At 59.0% G+C, this 19,616-nt stretch carries 4 protein-coding genes; 1 reads left to right on the top strand and 3 read right to left on the bottom strand.

Annotated features, from left to right (window positions below; all coding sequences use genetic code 11):
* Window positions 1-260 precede the first annotated feature (260 nt).
* Window positions 261-14,912 (top strand): autotransporter-associated beta strand repeat-containing protein, encoded by a 14,652-nt coding sequence (locus H6973_20205; GenBank protein MCP5127842.1) that lies wholly within the window; start codon window positions 261-263, stop codon window positions 14,910-14,912.
* Between the two features lie 68 nt (window positions 14,913-14,980).
* On the opposite strand, the gene rsmI is transcribed toward H6973_20205, so the two are convergent.
* The 3 genes from rsmI to dapE are packed head-to-tail and all read right to left on the bottom strand — an operon-like array spanning window position 14,981 to window position 19,338.
* Window positions 14,981-15,868, bottom strand: a complete 888-nt coding sequence (gene rsmI, locus H6973_20200) for a 16S rRNA (cytidine(1402)-2'-O)-methyltransferase (GenBank protein MCP5127841.1) — start codon at window positions 15,866-15,868, stop codon at window positions 14,981-14,983.
* 3 nt (window positions 15,869-15,871) lie between these two features.
* Window positions 15,872-18,136: a trehalose-6-phosphate synthase gene (locus H6973_20195; GenBank protein MCP5127840.1), complete on the bottom strand. Its 2,265-nt coding sequence runs from the start codon at window positions 18,134-18,136 to the stop codon at window positions 15,872-15,874.
* A 44-nt stretch (window positions 18,137-18,180) separates the two neighbouring features.
* Window positions 18,181-19,338, bottom strand: a complete 1,158-nt coding sequence (gene dapE / locus H6973_20190) for a succinyl-diaminopimelate desuccinylase (protein ID MCP5127839.1) — start codon at window positions 19,336-19,338, stop codon at window positions 18,181-18,183.
* Between the last annotated feature and the right edge of the window lie 278 nt (window positions 19,339-19,616).

The following is a 19,616-nucleotide window of genomic DNA, read 5'->3' as shown; positions in this document are numbered from 1 at the left end:
TTTCGATAAGCAGTTTTATCTCGAATTCACTGATTGCACACTGCATTATTTCTCGCCGATGTCAAGAGCGTCCGACGCCCATTTTGAGTTGTATTCCTCTTGTCGTTTTAAGGCTATTCGGCTATTTTTGCTCAAGGTTCAATTAAATCAGCCGATAATCCATAGAGTGCGCGCTTTTTTTAACTGATTGATCAAATTAAACTAATGCTCAATGAAGCATCCGCACAGTGACCGCGAGCCACCGATCTTGGAGCTAAATCATGTATCTTTCCGACAATGCCTCCGCAGGTTCCACCGCCGCCGACACCCCATCTACTTCTGCTGCCCGCCAGCTGCTGATCGTGGACCCAGCAGTTAATGACTATCAAACCCTGCTCCAAGGTCTGGTCCCCGATACACAGGTGCTCATTCTGCCAGAATCGGGCGATGCACTTGCCTGGTTAACCGAGCAATTGGGCGCGTTCAGCGATCTTGACGCGATCCATGTTCTCTCGCATGGTGGCGTAGGGGCGTTGCGTCTGGGCGGTGAGACAATCACATCCGAGAATCTGGACAACTATGCTGCCCTGACAGCGGCGTTGGGCGAAGCACTGGGCGAGCAGGGGGATTTGCTGCTTTATAGCTGCAATATTGCTGACAGCGAAGCCGGGGAGGCGTTCGTTCGGCAGTTGGCCGAGGCGACTGGAGCGGATGTAGCGGCTTCAGACGATCTTACCGGTTCAGCTACATTCGGCGGAAACTGGGAGCTTGAGTATCGAATCGGAGAATTTACATCCAGTCTTTTCACGGTGTCTGCGCCGGCTTACTCTCATTTGTTGACATTAACGCTTCCGACCACCATAGAGTGGGGTTCGTCTAACATACCCTTGTCGGGCAGCAGTTTTGATACGGATGGTAGTTATACTAATCCAGGAAATTTTGGATTTGATGTATCTTTCACTGGCCTTGCACAGGCAAACATCTCTACCAGTATTGCCGGCATCAACGGTGTTGGTGATGATGTCTTGGGCATAACGACTGCAAATGTGGATGGTCAAGGGCGTTATTTTAATGAACTAATAATTAAAGCAACGGATGGCAATAACTTCAAGATTAGTTCGTTGGAGGCGGCAGCGAACGGACAAGCGGCCGGGATTCCAGTAACTATCGCCGGGTATCGAGATGGTGGCAGTACAGCAGTTGGAACGACTTCTAAGACTTTTGTCGCCGATCAGGGCACCACAATCACTTTTGACAACACTTTTGAGAACATTGACGAACTCCGATTTACGTTTGCCTCGGATGTGACTACTTCTTCCGGCGGCGGATCGTTCGGCATCGATACATTGATTTTGGACACTGCCGTCACCGCTTCCGACACTAACCCTCCTGTCCTTGATTTCGGCGCGACGACCGGCGGGAATACGTTTACAGAAGGCGACTCAGCGGTCGCGATTGATGGTGACGTGACCGTTTCCGACACGGAACTAGACGCGCTCAACAGTAGCGCCGGTAATTACGATGGCGCATCCATCACTATTGTTCGGAATGGTGGCGCCAACAGCGAGGACGTATTTGGCAACAAAAACAGTCTCGGCACACTGACAGAAGAGCAGTCCTTTACCTTCGCCAGCACCCAGGTTGGGACCGTGACGACCAACTCCAATGGCGTCCTGAAGCTCACCTTCGACAGCAACGCTACATCGGACGATGTCGACCTTATTCTTGAGAGCATCACCTATTCCAACTCTTCCGATGCGCCGCCGTCATCCGTGTCGTTGGACTGGACATTCAATGACGGGACGAACGACAGCTCGACGATTTCGGTCCCGGTGTATATCGATGCCGTCAACGACGCGCCAATCCTGAGCACCGGGGCGCGGTCTCTGACCACCATCACGGAAGATCCAGCGACAAATTCGGGGACGCTGGTTTCCGCCATTCTCTCGTCCAATGCTGGGACCGTAACCGATCCTGATAGCGCCAGCATTGGCATCGCCGTTACTGGGGTAGCCAATACCAACGGTACATGGCAGTACAGCACCGATGGCATTAGTTGGGACGATGTTTCCGGCGTAAGCGAAACGAGCGCCGTGTTGCTCGCGCATGATGACTATCTGCGGTTCGTTCCCGATGGGAACTACAATGGCTCGGATACTGGCTCCGTCACCTTCAAAGCCTGGGATCAGAGTTCTGGATCGGCAGGCGACATCACGGCAAATACGACGACCGGGACAGCCTATTCTTCCGCCAGCGCCACGGCGACCATTTCCGTCACGGCGGTTAATGATGCGCCGTCGTTCAGCAATCTCGGCGGGACGGTCAGCTTTGCATTTGGCGGATCGGCTGTCGCCCTCGATTCTGATGTCACAGTTACGGATATAGAGCTGGACGCCGAGAATTCCGGTTCCGGCGATTACAACGGCGCTTCGCTGACTATCGTCCGTCAAGGCGGAGCGAGTGCGAACGATAACTTTTCCATTGTTGACAGTGGCAGTACGGTTGCTTTGAGCGGCAGCAACATCACCTATAACAGCACTACCATTGGAACTTGGTCGGAAAGCAGCGGTACGTTGACGGTCGCCTTTAACAACAGTGCAACCTCGGTCATGGTTGACAAGGTCTTGCAGACTATTGCCTATAGCAATGCGGTGGATACGAGCGGCGCTGTTACCCTTGATTGGACTTTCAGCGACGGAACGACCATCAGCCAAGGAAGCGGCGGAGCGAAGACGGCAACGGGATCGACAGCGGTTACCATTGCCAATAATAGTGCGCCCACCTTCAGCAACCTCGATGGCGGCTCAGTCGCCTGGGTCGAAGGAAGCACCGTCACGCTGGACAGCGACGCCACGATTGTGGACACCGACTTCGATACGCTCAACAGCGGCAATGGTGATTGGTCCGGCGCGACTTTAACCATTCAGCGCGACGGCGCCGCAGTAACCAGCGACGTGTTCGACTTCGCCTCCAGCAGTAATTTCACGGTCAGTGGCGGCGCCCTCCAGGACGGCAGCTCGAACACTTTCGCCACTTTCACTAATACTGGAGGGGTGCTCACGATCACCTTCAGCGGCGCTAATGTCGCAACCACCGCCTTGGTCAACGATGTCCTCCAGCACATTACCTACCAAAACGATACGCCCGCTGGCGACGCTGACTTACAGTTCACTATCAGTGACGGAAGCGCCTCGGATAACGCCACGGTCACGGTGACTTCGGACGTTATCTATATCAACGACACTGGCGTCACGATCGATACCGATCGCAACACCATCACCTTTGAAGAAGCGGCGGATATCGCCAATAACCAGGCTGGCGCGCAGAGCTTCAGGCTGGACTCGATGGTGTTCGCTAACGCCGAAACCATCACCCTGGGCGCGGATACGACGCTGGAAAGTGGCCTGAGCATCGATGCTAGCGATGGTGCGGGATTGACCATCACTGGACAGAAGCTCACCTTGGACGGCGGCATGACCTGGACTTCGGGCAGCGGGGATGCTGACGGCATCGCCTCGGTCATCGCGGGTAGCGGTTCGCTGACTAAGGCCGGTGCCGGTACACTGGCCCTGAGCGCCACCAATACCTATACCGGCGGCACGTCGGTAAGCGGCGGTACACTGACCATTGCTGAAGACAGCAACCTTGGCAACGGCGGCGGGATTGCACTGGCCCACGGCGCAAAATTGGGTATCACTAACTCAGCTAACATCACTAAGGCAGTCAATCTCTCTGGCACGGCGCAGATTGGCGTGGACAGCGGCGCCGTCACGCTATCAGGTGTGATTTCTGGTTCCGGTAGGCTGGAAAAGGTCGATGCCGGCACCCTGATACTCTCCAGCGGCAACACCTACACTGGTGGCGCCACGGTCTCGGCAGGTGCCCTGAAGGGCACCACGTCCAGTTTGCTCGGTGACATCACTAACAACGCCACTGTGGAATTCAGCCAGAGTTCCGACGGCACCTACACAGGAGCGATCAGTGGTAATGGTGAACTGCTAAAGAGCGGCAATGGCACCATCACGCTGACCGGGAACAACAGTTACAGTGGCGCGACCACTATTTCTGCTGGCGCTCTTATCGCTAGCGCGGCCTCTGGAGCGATTTCCGATAGTAGTGTCGTAACGGTCGAGGGCGCAGGCGCGTTGCGCTTGGCCTTGGATGAAACCATCGGCGGGTTGGCTGGCTCAGGTGCAGTCGACTTGGGTACTAGCACGCTGACCGTTAATCAAAGCTCAGATACCGTCTTCTCCGGCAGCATCGAGGGATCAGGCGCTTTAACCAAAACCGGCGCGGGTACGCTGACCCTGTCAGGTAGCAATATGTACAGCGGCGACACGACGCTGACCGCCGGCGGCTTGACTATTTCGAGCGGCGCTGCGCTCTCAGACAGCAGTGCGGTGACGATGAACGGCGGTACGCTAACTGTGCAAATCGCCGAGACCATCGGCAATCTATCAGGCGCAAGCGGCGAAATTGCATTAGATCAGGCCCTGACGGTATCGCAAGACACGGATGGAACATTTGCTGGCGTCATTTCAGGATCGGATGGCCTGATCAAATTGGGAAGCGCCACACTGACCCTGTCTGGGGAAAATACCTACAACGGGACAACAATAATTTCCAGCGGCGCTTTGGCGGTCTCTCAGGATAGCAATCTCGGGACCGGTACGGTGATCCTGCAAGATAGTACGCTATTGATAACGGGTGATACAAATATTGATAATGCGTTAACTCTCGATGGTTCCTCAACCGATGTTATTAGTGTAGCCAGTGGTCAATCAGCCACTGTGTCGGGACAAATTACAGGAACCGGATCGCTCGACAAGACCGGCGCCGGCATCCTTTCGCTTTCCGTAACCAACTCTTATACCGGTAGCACAACCGTTTCAGTGGGAACCTTATATGTGACAGGCGCACTGACTGGGACGTCGGGTGTGACGGTCAACAACGGCGCGACCCTGGGCGGCAATGGAACCATTTTCAGCTCTGGGAGTAACACGGTAACGATTAATGGAACGCTTGCGCCCGGTGTGGTTGGTACGGACAGCAATGTCGGGGCGATCACCATCAATGGCAATCTGCTCTTTGGAGCATCGGGCGCCTATGCTGTTAATATCGCAGGGAACTCGATAGGCACTACATATGATGCGGTAGCGGTGAGCGGCACGGTGGCAATCACCAGTGGCGCAACTTTTTCGGCGACGCATTCCTACGCCGCGGGCAATGGCGACAGCTATCGGGTGATCTCAAACGATAGCTCTGATGCGATTTCCGGAACATTCAGCGGTCTGGCCGAAGGCGGTACGCTGACGGCAGGTGGAGACGGCGTCATCCTGACCGCCTATTACGCAGCGACTGATGGCGAAGCAACGAGCGGCGGCAACGAGTTTATGTTGCAAGCCCCTTATAACACGCCGCCGACCATCGACCTGAACGGAGGTGGCGCTGGAACCGGCAATGAAGTCACTCTCGCTGCCGCCAGCAGCGGATTGGCGGATGCGACTGCTACCGCCAGTGATTCAGCCTGGAGCGGCGGCAGCTTGACCCTCCAGCGTGTGACGTCTGGCGGCGTGGCGGATGGCAATCTGTACGACGTCTTCAGTTTCCTGTCCGGTGTGACGGCGACAGGAAGCATCAGCGAAGGATCAGATGGCAGTGGGACATTAAGCGACAGTGGAACAAAATTTGCCGACTGGACCTATACGAGTGCGACGGGCAAGCTGGTTATCACCTTCGACGCCAATGCCACGACGACCCGGATAGAGACACTGATTCGCAACATCGGCTATACCAACTCGACGCCCTTTGGCGATGCGATCATTCGATTCGCTCTGAGTGACGGCACTAGCACGACCGATGCCGATGTCACCGTCACCAGTGATTTGATTTACGTTACAAACACTACAGATACGACGACGATCAGCGCAGCGGATGGCAATAGTTTCTCCGAAGCCATTGCCATAGCAGCGGCGGACACCACGGGTGCGCAGACCATCGCTTTGGCCAGTAGCCTGGCCGGGCAAACAGTGAGTACGTCATCGGCCTCCTCCTTGGCGGAAAGCCTGATTCTCGACCTCAACGCCGCCAGCGGCGCCACACTGAGTGAGGGAACGCTCGCTCTCGATGCTGCTGGAGTAACGTTGACACTGACCAATGGCGGTGGCGATAACGGGACGATAGAGACATCGCTATCCGGTATAGGCGCTTTAACCAAGATCGGCGATGGCAGCCTGGCTCTGGCAGGCACTAACACCTATTCCGGCGACACGACCATTGCGTCCGGCACGTTGAACATTGCGACCGACAGCAACCTGGGCAACGGCGCACTGCTCCTTGGCGCGGGTGCGACGCTGGGAATCAGCAATCCCACCACGATTGCCAAGGACATCACTTTGAATGGTGATGCCGGTGTCACCGTTGCTGGAGATGTGACCCTGTCAGGGACAATATCCGACGGCGCTGGCAGCTTTGGCCTGACGAAAGGAGGGGCCGGCGCCCTAACGCTATCCGGCGCGAACAATTATGACGGCGCGACCACCGTTTCCGCTGGAACCCTGCAAGTAGCGGGTGACAGCAGCGTGGGCGGTGGCGGGATTGTGCTGGCCGATGGGAGCACGCTGGGGATCACCGGCGCGAGCGACATCACCAAGGCGATCAATCTCTCCTCGGGCACAGGGGACATCGGTGTTGACAGCGGCATTACGGCCACGCTCTCAGGCACGATTTCCGGTTCTGGCACGCTGACCAAAACCGGCGCCGGCACATTGACGCTGGCGGGTACTGGTACCTATACCGGTGGCACGACCGTCTCGGCAGGCACACTGAAAGGCACCAGTTCCACCCTGCTGGGTGATATTACCAACGACGCGACTATTGAATTCAGCCAAAGTGGCTATGGCGCTTATACCGGCATCCTGTCGGGGAGCGGGGCGTTGGTTAAGACCGGCGCTGGGGCGCTGACCGTGGCAGGCAGTAACACCTACAACGGCGAGACGACAGTTTCAGCGGGGGCTTTGGTCGTTGGGAACGCAGCTGCACTGGGCGCGACGGATGGTGGCACAACAGTCGAGAGTGGCGCCGCACTGTGGATCGATGGCGCCTATACCTTCGGCGAGAACCTGACGCTGGCTGGCAGCGGCCTCTCCGGCGGTGGCGTGCTGCGGTATGACCCCAGTAGCTTTGGAAACGCCACGATCAGCGGCGCGATCAGTCTGGCTGGGGACGCCACCTTCTATTCTAAGAGCAACACATCCCTGGTCTTGACAGGAACCATCGGTGGCGGCTTTGGCATCACCAAGACCGGCACCGGAACGGTCTCTTTCAGAGGCGACAACACCTATACCGGCGTGACCACCATTAGTGCTGGCACGATCGCGGCGGAACACAACAATGCCTTGGGTAGCACCGACGGCGCCACCCTTATCAGCGACGGCGCGACGCTGGCGCTCGGCGGGGGACTCACGATCGCTGAAGCTGTGACGGCCAGTGGCAGCGCAGCTCTTTCGATGTCCTCCGGCGGTGCCACAACCCTGGCCGGGACCGTGACCTTGGACGGCGACCTAACGGTCTCGACAACCACCATAAGCTCTAACCTCAGCATCACCGGCCAATTCACCGGCGCTGGCTCCTTGACCAAGACCGGTTCGGGGACACTGATTCTGAGCAACAGCAGCAACTCGTCAGTGACGGGCGACATGGCCGTCAGTAGCGGCACCTTGTCAGTGATGGACGATGGCAATTTGTTCAAGGGCACACTTTCGCTGGGCGGGTCCTCGAAATCCGCCATCCTGGCGATCACCGGTACCGGCGTTACAGTCGACAATGCGATCAATTTACTGGGCAATACCTCAACCGGCAGCACGGCAATCAGCGTAGGCAACGACGCGACGTTGAGCGGCGACTTATCAGGGAGCGGTGGATTTTCGAAGATTGGCGCCGGCACGCTGACCCTGTCGGGTACCAACATCTATTCCGGCGACACGACCATTGCGACCGGCGCGTTGAACATTGCGACCGACAGCAACCTAGGCAACGGCGCGCTGCTCCTGGGCGCAGGTGCGACGCTGGGCATCAGCGACTCCACCACGATTGCCAAGAGCATCACCCTGAACGGTGATGCCAGCATCATCGTCGCTGGAGATACGACCCTGTCAGGGACCATTTCCGACGGCGCTGGCAGCTTTGACCTGATGAAAGGAGGAGCGGGTACCCTGGCTCTATCCGGCGCGAACAACTATGACGGAGCGACCACCGTTTCCGCCGGAACCCTGCAAGTAGCCGGCGACAGCAGCGTGAGCGGTGGTGGGATTGTGCTGGCCGATGGGAGCACGCTGGGGATCACCGGCGCGAGCGACATCACCAAGGCGATCAATCTCTCCTCGGGCGCAGGGAACATCGATGTTGACAGCGGCGACACGGCCACGCTCTCAGGCGTGATCTCCGGTTCTGGCGCACTGAACAAAGTTGGCGCAGGCACACTGATTCTCTCGGGCAACAACACCTACGGCAACACGACCCTCTCAGGGGGAACGCTGTCGATTGCGGAAGCGACTGATCTAGGCAGCGGCGGAACAACGCTCACGCTGGACGGCGGTACGCTGGCGGTAACCAGCGCCTCGACCTTCAACCAAACTGTTGTCCTCGGGTTTGGCGATGGCGTAATTAACACCCTCGCCGCTGTCACGCTCACCGGCGTGATCAGCGGTGCAGGCGCGCTGACTAAAACCGGCGCGGGAACATTGACGTTGAGCGGCAACCACACGCTCATCGGCGCGACGACCATTTCGGCGGGCGCACTGCACGGCGAGGGGACTCTGGCCGGCGCGCTCACCGTGGAAAGCGGCGCAACCTTTGCGCCGGGCGGCAGCGGCGCGGGCGCTCTGCACACCGGCAACTTGAGCTTGAAAAGCGGTGCGACCCTGAACATTGAGCTAGGCGGAACCACGGCAGGCGCTGGCTATGACCAGATCGCTGTGACCGGCGTTGTGGACGTTACCGGGGCCACCCTCAACGTACAGTCCATCAACGGCTTTACGCCGACCGGCGCATTCACCCTGATTAGCAACGATGGCAGCAGCGATCCCGTCGCAGGCACCTTCAGCGGCCTGAACGAAGGCGCTACGATCACCGTCAACGGCATTGCCCTGACGCTCTCTTACCAGGGCGGCGATGGTAACGACATTGTCCTGACAACTGCGAATAGCGCCCCCACCTTCAGCAACCTTGACGGCGGTTCGGTCGCCTGGGTCGAAGGAAACACGGTCACGCTGGACAGCGATGCCACGGTTGCAGATACCAATTTCGATACGCTCAACAGCAGCAATGGCGACTGGAGCGGCGGTTCACTGACCGTGCAGCGTTTGGGTGCGGCGATCACAACGGATACCTTTGACTTCGATACCAGCGGCGCCGGTTTCACGGTCAACAGCGGCGACTTGCAAGCCGGCGGCCAGACCTTCGCCAGTTTTACGAACGCGGGCGGCGTACTGACGATCACCTTCAACAGCACCGGAACGGCGGCGACTACCGCCTTGGTCAATGACGTTCTCCAGCACATCACCTACCAAAACGACACGCCTGCTGGCGACGCTGAATTGGAATTTACCGTCAGCGATGGAAGCGACGCGGACACCGGCACGGTCACGGTGACTTCGGATACGATCTACGTCACCAACACGACCGATACCGCCAGCATCGACATCAATGACGGCGTGAGTTTCTCCGAGGCCATCGCGATTGCCCTCGCCGACACCAGCGGGACGCAGACTATCGCCCTGGCCAGCAGTCTGGCCGGGCAAACAGTGAGTACGTTATCGGCCTCCTCCTTGACGGAAAGCCTGACCCTCGACTTGGATGCCGCTAGCGGCGCTACACTCAGCGGAGGGGCGCTCCCTCTCAATTCCGGGGTGACGCTAACGCTGACCAATAGCAGCAACGACACCGGGACGATAGAGACATCGCTGCCCGGTATAGGGGCTGTATTGAAAACTGGCGCTGGCGCCTTGACCTTGACCGGGACGAATACCTACAGCGGCGGCACGACCGTATCTGCGGGAACCCTCGCAGGCACGACCGACAGCCTGCGAGGCAACATCACCAATAACGCTAGCGTGGTTTTCGACCAGAGTTTTGGTGCCGATGAAACCTACGCGGGCAGCATGTCTGGCAGCGGCTCCCTGACCAAAACCGGCGCGGGCACCCTAACGCTATCCGGCGCGAACAATTATGACGGCGCGACCACCGTTTCCGCCGGAACCCTGCAAGTAGCCGGCGACAGCAGCGTGGGCGGTGGCGGGATTGTGCTGGCCGATGGGAGCGCGCTGGGGATCACCGGCGCGAGCGACATCACCAAGGCGATCAGCCTCTCCTCGGGCACAGGGAACATCGGTGTTAATAGCGGCGTCACGGCCACGCTCTCAGGCGTGATCTCCGGTTCTGGCGCACTGAACAAAGTTGGCGCAGGCACACTGATTCTCTCGGGCAACAACACCTACGGCAACACGACCCTCTCAGGGGGAACGCTGTCGATTGCGGAAGCGACTGATCTAGGCAGCGGCGGAACAACGCTCACTCTCGACGGCGGCGCGCTGGCGGTGACCGGGGCCATGGATATCGACAAGTCGGTGGTAATCGGCTTCGGTAATGGTACGATTGACCTCTCTGGACACGCTACCCTCTCTGGGACACTATCCGGCTCAGGTGACCTGACCAAGATCGGCGCCTCGAAGACCCTGACGCTTTCGGGCAACAACAGCGGCTATGCCGGCGATATCACCATACAGACGGGCTATGTATCAATCACCGATGCTGCGGCGCTTGGGTCTGGAACACTGACGCTTGCAGACGGCAGCCTGCATTTGAGCTTGAGCGGCTCCAGCACGGTCACCAATAGCATCCATCTGGCGGCGACGAAAGGCGGTAAGTTTAGTTCGATCAAGGTTGACACTGGCCAGGATGTGACCTTGGACGGCGCTATCTCCGTCGCCGATGCCGGGCAGAATATCGGCAAAACAGGGAATGGCACCCTGACTCTGGGCAGCGCAGCCAATTTCTCCGGCGGTACTCTGACGCTCAATCAGGGCGCCTTGGGGTTGCAGACCAGCGGCTCGATCAGCTCCGGTGTGCTTGTCTCCCTCGCGGGCGGCAGCGGCAGTCTGACGTTGCACGGCGCCGGAACTTTTGCGAATAGCCTGCTTTTAGGTAAGGATGCTTATTTCGTCAATGCAGGTGATGTGACGCTTACTGGAAATATTTCAGTAGAGTCAGGGATATATGGTTTTACTAAACAAGGTGCGGGGACGCTGACGCTGGCCGGTAGTAATGGCTACACTGGCAACACCACGATCAGCGCAGGAACCTTGGCGGCAACGGGCGGCAACGCCATTACCGACGCCAGCGCAGTCACGGTGGAGAACGGCGCCGCGCTGGCGCTGAGCAGCGATGAGACGATTGGTGGACTGGCCGGCGCTGGTTCGGTAGCGCTGAACGCAAACCATTTAACTATCGACGAAATCAACAGCAACACGTTCACGGGTGTGATCAGTGGTTCGGGCGCGCTGACCAAAACCGGCGCGGGGACATTGACGTTGAGCGGCAACCACACGCTCACCGGCGCGACGACCATTTCGGCGGGCGCACTGCACGGCGAGGGGACTCTGGCCGGCGCGCTCACCGTGGAAAGCGGCGCAACCTTTGCGCCGGGTGGCAGCGGTGCGGGCGTTTTGCACACCGGTAATCTCACACTGAAAAATGGCGCGACCCTGGACATTGATCTGGGCGGAACCACGGCAGGCGCTGGCTATGACCAGATCGCTGTGACCGGCGCTGTAGACGTTACCGGGGCTACCCTCAACATACAGTCCATCAACGGTTTCACGCCGTCAGCCAGCGGCGACTTCACGCTCATTGACAACGATGGCGACGATGCGGTTATCGGAACCTTCAACGGCTTCGCTGAGGGCGCTCCGATCACCGTCAATGGCGTCACCCTGACGCTCTCCTACCAGGGTGGCGATGGCAATGACATCGTATTGACTGGCGCGCCGACCGTGCAATCGGTGAACCCGCCCACTGACGGAACCTACAAGATCGGCGATAACCTGGATTTCACCGTCACCTTCAGCGAAGCCGTCACTATTGACACCACGGACGGCACACCTTACATCGCAGTCACCCTCGACACCGGCGGAACAGTCAATGCCACCCTCCAAAGCGCTGTGACCAACAGCACCACTGCGACCTTCCGTTACACGGTCGTCAGCGGGAATCTGGACACCGATGGCATTACCGTTGCCAGCAGCCTCACCCCTAACGGCGCGACGATCACTAATAGCGCCAACAGCGCTATGACCAACTTCAGCTACACCGCCCCGAATGCGACAGGCGTACTCGTGGATGGCGTAGCACCGAATGCGCCGGGCGCGCCGGATCTTGTGGCGGCCTCCGACACGGGCGACAGCGACACGGACGATATCACGAACGACACGACGCCGACCTTCACCGGCACGGGTGAGGATGGCGCGACGGTGACCCTGTTCGCTGATGCGAATAATAACGGTATGGTTGATGCGGGCGAGAGCCTGGGCACAGCGACGGTGGCGAGCGGCGCCTGGTCGGTGACGAGCAGCGTGCTGGCGGCGGGAACCTACACGGTCAAAGCGCTCCAGACCGACCCTGCGGGCAACGCATCCTCCGCATCGGATGGGCTATCCGTGACGATTGATAGCACCGCGCCTGTGCTTCAATCGGCTGCGACCAACGCCAACGGCACTTTGCTCATCCTTACCTACAATGAAGCGCTGAGCACCACTACGGCAGCGGTGAGCGCCTTCACCGTCCAGGTTAACAATCAGCCCCGCACCGTGACCGGCGTCAGCATCAGCGGTTCTACGGTGCAACTCACCCCGGCCAGTCCCATTGCGCCCGGCGACACCGTCACCGTCGCCTATGCTGATCCGACCGCCAGCGACGACGCTAACGCCATCCAGGATGCAGCCGGCAACGATTCCGCTTCCATCAGCCCAGCGGTCAACGTCACGAACAACCACTTTGCCGAGCCGCCTCCGCTGCCTCTACCGGATAGCGACGGCGATGGCATCCCAGATGTCGACGAAGGCGACGGCGCGGTAGACACTGACGGCGATGGTATACCGGACAATCAAGACCCTGACTCGGACAACGACGGCCAAGGCGACGCTGAGGAAGCCAATCGGGACACGGATGGCGACGGGATCAGCGACAACCGGGACCCGGACGACGACAACGACGGCATTGACAGCGCTACGGAACTCGGCGTTGTAGGTCCTAATGGGACAGTAGGCGACGGCAACGGTGACGGTATCCCCGACACCCGCCAGGCCAATGTCACCTCCCTACCCACTGGTCTTACCGATGCACAAGGCCATTCGCGCTATATTACGATCGAAAACAACGGCGGCGGCCAGCAAACGAATATCACTGTTTTGCCCCCGCCGAGCGATGCCGAACTGCCTCCCGACCTGCAAGGCAGCCAGTTCCCCTTGGGGGTGTTCAGCTTCGATGTGACTGGCGTAACGCCCGACGGCGCAATCACGATGCGCCTGTTCATTGACGGCGACCTGCCGGTGAATGGTTACCTCAAGCAAAATGCCCAAGGCGACTGGGTGAGCGTCCCTATCACGATCACGACCGTAGGCGACAAGCAACGCATCGACTTTGTGCTGCAAGACAATGGTCCTCTGGACAGCGATCCTACGCCGGGCGCGATCAGCGATCCGGGCGGGCCGGTGTACCTGGCTGTGACCCCACCCACGCCAGATAACACGGCGCCGGTGATCACCAGTCCGGCCACGGTCACCGTCCCTGAAAACCAAACCGCGGTCGCCACGCTCACCGCTATCGATGCCGACAGCGATCCGCTTACCTATCAGTTGACCGGCGGCGCGGATCAAGGCCGGTTCCAAATCGACGCCGCTACCGGTGTCCTGACCTTCATCACTGCCCCTGACTTTGAGAACCCCACGGACAGCAACCGCGACAATGCCTATGTCGTGGCGGTCACCGTGGACGACGGTCAGGGCGGGTCTGCGCAACAAACGCTCACCGTCACCGTCACCGACGTTAACGACACGCCACTCGATCCCGGTTGTCCTGGGTTCTTCACCCCGGACACCGATGGCGACGGTATTCCCGACGCCTGGGAAAGCGCTTACGGCGCTAACCCGCTTGTGAAGGACAACGATGTCTTCACCCGCGACGACCTGTTTGTTGCCCAGATGTACCGCGATCTACTCTATCGGGAAGGGGAATCAACCGGTCAAGCCTTCTGGCGCGAGCAGCTCCAGACCACGCTGACCCCGATCACCTTAGCGCAGACCTTCCTGACTGCCCCTGAAGGCGACGCCCTCGACAGTTTGATCCGACTGCACGAAGGCGTCTGGGGCCATGCCCCTACGCAATGCGATCTGGAACGCGACATCGCAGCCCTGCGCAGTGGCCAGACCCTCACAGATCGGGCCGAAGCGATGCTTCAAGACCCGGCCTTCCCGATCCTGCCCACCGCTTTAGAAAGCTTCGTCGCCTTCCTCTATTCGCAGGTGCTTGATCGCGCTCCGGATACCGAAGGTCAAGCGTATTGGGTCGCGCAACTGGCCACTGGCGCGCGCACCGCTGCCGAGGTGCTGCTGGCGTTCACCGACTCGGCGGAATATCGCACCCAAAGCGCCGCCCTTGTCACTGTCGATGAACTCTATCTGGGCCTTCTCAACCGCGCCCCTGACCCAGGCGGTCAGACGTATTGGGTCAATCTCCTGGAGCAGGGCGCGGCGGAAACCACCATCATTGACGACTTTTTGAACAGCGCCGAATTCCACGATCAGGTGTTGCCAGCAGACGGAACAACGCCGCTGACCCTGATTGGGATGGACGAACCGATGGAACTGGAACTGGGATAGGTTCGGCGCTACTCCCCACCCGCCGCCTCTTGGATTCAAGAGGCGGCGGTTTCGGAATAAATTCTTCTCTAAGTTTTTTCCAGCCGTAACGCCAGTTCATACAGCGCCTTGCGTTTTAGCCCGGTCGCCTTGACCGCGACCGCGACCGCCTGACCCAGCGGCAATTCCTCTATCAGCGCGGCCAACAAACGTCGTATCTCCTGCGTATCCACTGTATCCACTACAGCCGGCGCGCCGTGAACCAGCACCACGAATTCACCGCGCCGACGGTTAGGATCAGCATCCAGCCAGTCCAATAATTCGCTCAAATTCGCTCCATGCACCTCTTCAAAACGCTTGGTCAATTCTCGTGCGATCACCGCGAACCGTTCCTCGTCAAACACCATCGCCAAATCGGCCAGCATTTCGGCAATCCGATGACTGGCTTCGAGGAAAACCAGCGTTCGTTCCTCATGCGCCAAACCCTGCAGACGCGCGCGGCGCGCGGCGGATTTGGCTGGCAGGAAACCCTCGAAGATGAAACGGTCCGTCGGCAGGCCAGCCACCGACAGCGCCGTCACCAGGCTGCAAGGCCCAGGGATGGGGATAACCTTCAAGCCCTGGCGACGCAATTCGCGCACCAGTGGAAAACCGGGATCGCTGATCAGCGGGGTGCCAGCATCTGAGACCAATGCTAATGATTGGCCGCGCTGCAAGCGTTCAACCACTGGCTCCAGTCGAGCGCGCTCATTGTGTTCATGCAGCGAGAACAGCGGCGTAGCGATGCCGAAATGCGCCAGCAACCGCCCGGTATGCCGGGTATCTTCGGCAGCGATGCCTTCGACCTCCCGCAGGACGCGCAGGGCGCGCGCGCTGATATCTTCCAGGTTGCCTAGCGGCGTTGCTACGACATATAGCGCGCCCGGTTCGATGTCGAAGGCCGGCGGCGCATCGCCCGTAGGCTGATCACTGGCCATGCATCATGACTCTTCGTCGGTCACCGGCCTGGCGGTCAACTCCGTCAGGAAATCTGCGGCCCAGCGGTAGGCATTGTTTTCTTCCAACCGCCGCCGCATGCGAATCATACGCTCGCGCCGTTCGTCCGCCGGCATGTCCAGCGCCAGGTGAATCGTCTCGGCGAACTGTTCGGTATCGTAAGGATTCACGATTAACGCATCCTCTAATTCACGGGCGGCCCCCGTGAATTCCGAAAGCACCAGCACCCCATCCAGGTCTGAACGGGCCGCGACAAATTCCTTGGCCACCAGGTTCATACCGTCATGCAGCGAACTGACAATACTCATCTCGGCCATGCGCATGAAAGCGTAAACCGTAACCGGGTCATGCTGGCCCACCAGAAAACGAATCGGTTGCCATGAGGCGGTCTGAAAACGCCAGTTAATGGTATCCGCCAGGGATTCCAGTTCATTGAGATGATCCCGGTAGCGGCGAATGTGCATACGGCTGGGCACGCCCAATTGCACCAACGTGAAGCGTCCCCGATGTTGCGGATAGCGTTCCAGAAACCGGGCGACGGCGTTGAAGCGCTCCGGCAAACCCTTGATGTAGTCGATTCGGTCGACGCCGACTGCAACACGCAGGTTTTCCAGGGAATGCCGATCGCGGAGGTCAGCCAGACGCTGGGCCAGGATGACGCCAGTCGGGATTGATTGATCCATCTTGTTTTCGACCCCAATGGGAAAGGGTCGCACCTGCGAATGGTGTCCTTGTGTATCAATGGAAAAATGGTCCCAGTCCAACCGGGCGTCAGTCAACCGGTCGACGGTTTCCATGAAGTGATTGCAGTACTGCTGTAAATGAAAGCCGATCAGATCAGCGCCGAGCATGCCGCTCAACAGCTCATTCCGCCAAGGGCAGATGCAAAACGTTTCCGCATCCGGCCAGGGAATATACCAGAACAGGCCGACCCGCAGATCCGGACGAACTTCCTTGATCAAGCGGGGAACCAGCGCCAACTGGTAGTCATGCACCAGCACCACCGCCGGATCGGAACCGGCTTCCTGCAGAACCGCTTCAGCAAAGCGCCGGTTAATGCGCGCGTAATACTCCCAGTTGTGCGGGCGGAAGACCGGACGCTCATAAACCCGATGGCACAGCGGCCACAGTCCTTCATTGGCGAAGCCATGATAATAGCCATGCTCCTCTTCACGAGTCAGCCAGACCCGCCGCAGGATATAACTCGGATCATCGGGAGGGACCATCAATCGATCTCTGGCGTCCACCGTCCGCCGGTCGGCATTACCGGCTCCATGGGCGATCCAGACGCCATTGCTGGCTCGCATGATTGGATCGAGGGCAGCCACCAATCCGCCTGCCGGCGTTACCAGACGCGGTTGACCATCCTGAAGCTCATGCAGGTAAGGTTCGCGATGGCTGACCAGCAGCAAATGGCTGCCGCGCAGGCAATCGCTGAGGTGCGCGCGCCAGCGGTTGCGGGACCAGATCGGGTGGGCGGACTTGGCCTGCTGGACCTGCTTTTGCGTTGCCGCCTGTTTCGCCCGTAACGTGGCGGCTAACCGGTCGCTCTCAGTGGCCAGGCGCGCGACCGGCGGATCGACCGGCAGTGACTCATCCGTTTCGCCAGTGCGCAATTGCCGCATCCATGCCGCCATCCGGTTCAGCGGACGGTCGTATAGCAACCAGGCACCCGCGACGACCACGGTCAGGAGCAGCAGGATGATCACGCCGCCCCAGAGCGCAAATTGCTGGCGCCGATTCCGGGCGCGCTCCACCACATCCGTTAGATCATGTACGACAGCCAGCACCCCTTCCGGTTGACCTTCTGCAGTGCGGATGACAGAAGTTACGATATGGATCTGCGTGGTAGGCGTTTTCAGCACCTTGATCACATCCTTGGGTTCCTTGATCGCCTGGAGAACGGTCTGCTTTAATTCGCTGGAAAACTCCACAAGGTCCGGACCTTCGGCGATCAGGCGTCCATCGGGACGGTAAACTGCCAGGCCGATCAGCGGTCGGTAACCTTCCAGAGTTGAACCCAGCGCCGCCGCCGCTTCCTTGTCTGGCAATTTTAGAATCGCCTGGATCGAATAGGCCATCTGATGGACCAGAACATAAGCGCGCCGATCCAATTCATCAAGATCGGTGGTGCGCTCCCGCTCGACCTGGAACCAGGCCAGGGCGCCCATCAACAGGCCCATCAGCCCGGTGACCAGTAAACCCATGCGCAGGGCGTTGGGCAGACGCGGCGAGGTTTCTGAAGACATGAATTGGTTTTTCCTGGAAGAGCGTTGGCCGGATCAGCGCTGGATCAAGCCAGCAGTTGGTTCAGAATAGTCTGGTAAATCCGGTTCAGAGTTTCCAGGTCTGCAATCGCCACCCGTTCGTTCACTTGGTGAATCGTCGCGTTGAGCGGACCCAGTTCGATGACCTGCGCGCCCGTTGGAGCAATGAACCGGCCATCGGAGGTGCCGCCGCTGGTTGAGAGTTGCGCGTCCAGACCGGTTTCAGCGCGGATGGCCTGGATAGCCGCTGCCGACAGTTCGCCGGGTGGCGTGAAGAAGGGCATCCCTGACAAACTCCAGTCCAGAGCATATTGGAAGACCTGGCCGGTTTTCACTTCCTTGTTGAGCAAGCCGGTTTCGATGATCAGCCGGGTGCGTTCCTGAAGTTGCTCCACGGTAACGGCGGGGGAGAAGCGAAAATTGAAGCGCATCTCCAGCTCGCCGGGAATGATGTTGACCGCGCCGGTGCCGGATTGCAAATTGGAAATCTGGAACGAGGTGGGTGGAAAGCACTCGTAGCCCTGATCCCAGACTTCATCGGCCAGCACGGTCAAAATCGCGCCAATCGCATGGATGGGATTTTGCGCCAGATGCGGATAAGCGACATGGCCCTGTATTCCGCGCAGCAACAGGCGGCCGTTCAACGAACCGCGTCGGCCATTCTTGATGATATCGCCGATCTGGCGGACGCTGGACGGTTCCCCGACCAGGCACCAGCGCATCTTCTCGTTACGCGCTTCCAAACGCTCGACCACCTTGACTGTACCTTCGGTAGCCGGCCCTTCCTCATCGCTGGTGATCAGGAACGCCAGCGAACCGCGCGGCTGGGGGTAGGCGCTCAGGAAATCTTCGCAGGCGGTGATCATTGCCGCCAGACTGCCTTTCATATCCGCCGCGCCGCGCCCGTACAGGAAACCGTCGCGCACCTCCGGCGCAAACGGCGGGGATGACCACTGGTCCAGTGGGCCGGGGGGCACCACATCGGTGTGGCCGGCGAAAACAAACAATGGTTCCTGATCGCCAAGCCGCGCCCAGAAGTTGTCAACGATGCCGAAGCGCAACCGTTCTATTTGGAAGCCCAGAGCTTGCAAGCGACTGATCAGCAGCTCCTGACAACCAGCGTCTTCCGGCGTGATCGAAGATCGGCGCATGAGGTCAAGCGCAAGGGTGAGAGTAGAATTCATCAGTGGTTTATTTAATCAAACCAACCATCAGCCCAACCTGCCGGTTTACGATTGCGTCCCCTCTGGAGAAATTTGGCAGTTTTCAAAGCTCAAGGATTCTGTGATTTTCATGGATGAGCAACGTTACTATCTGGACAATCTGAGCATGATTCTAGCGGTTGTTCAATGCATTGTCGCCCAGGAATTATTGTCTTGCTCGCCGTTATCCCTACATTTCGGGTCATGGCTATTCACTGCAGCGGTGCGCGGTGCGTACCCTACTCTTGAATGATCGGTAT

This window comes from Gammaproteobacteria bacterium (genome assembly GCA_024235095.1).
GTDB lineage: Bacteria > Pseudomonadota > Gammaproteobacteria > Competibacterales > Competibacteraceae > UBA2383.
The sequence above is the reverse complement of the archived record's forward strand: the minus strand, read 5'-3'. Positions and strand labels throughout refer to the sequence as shown.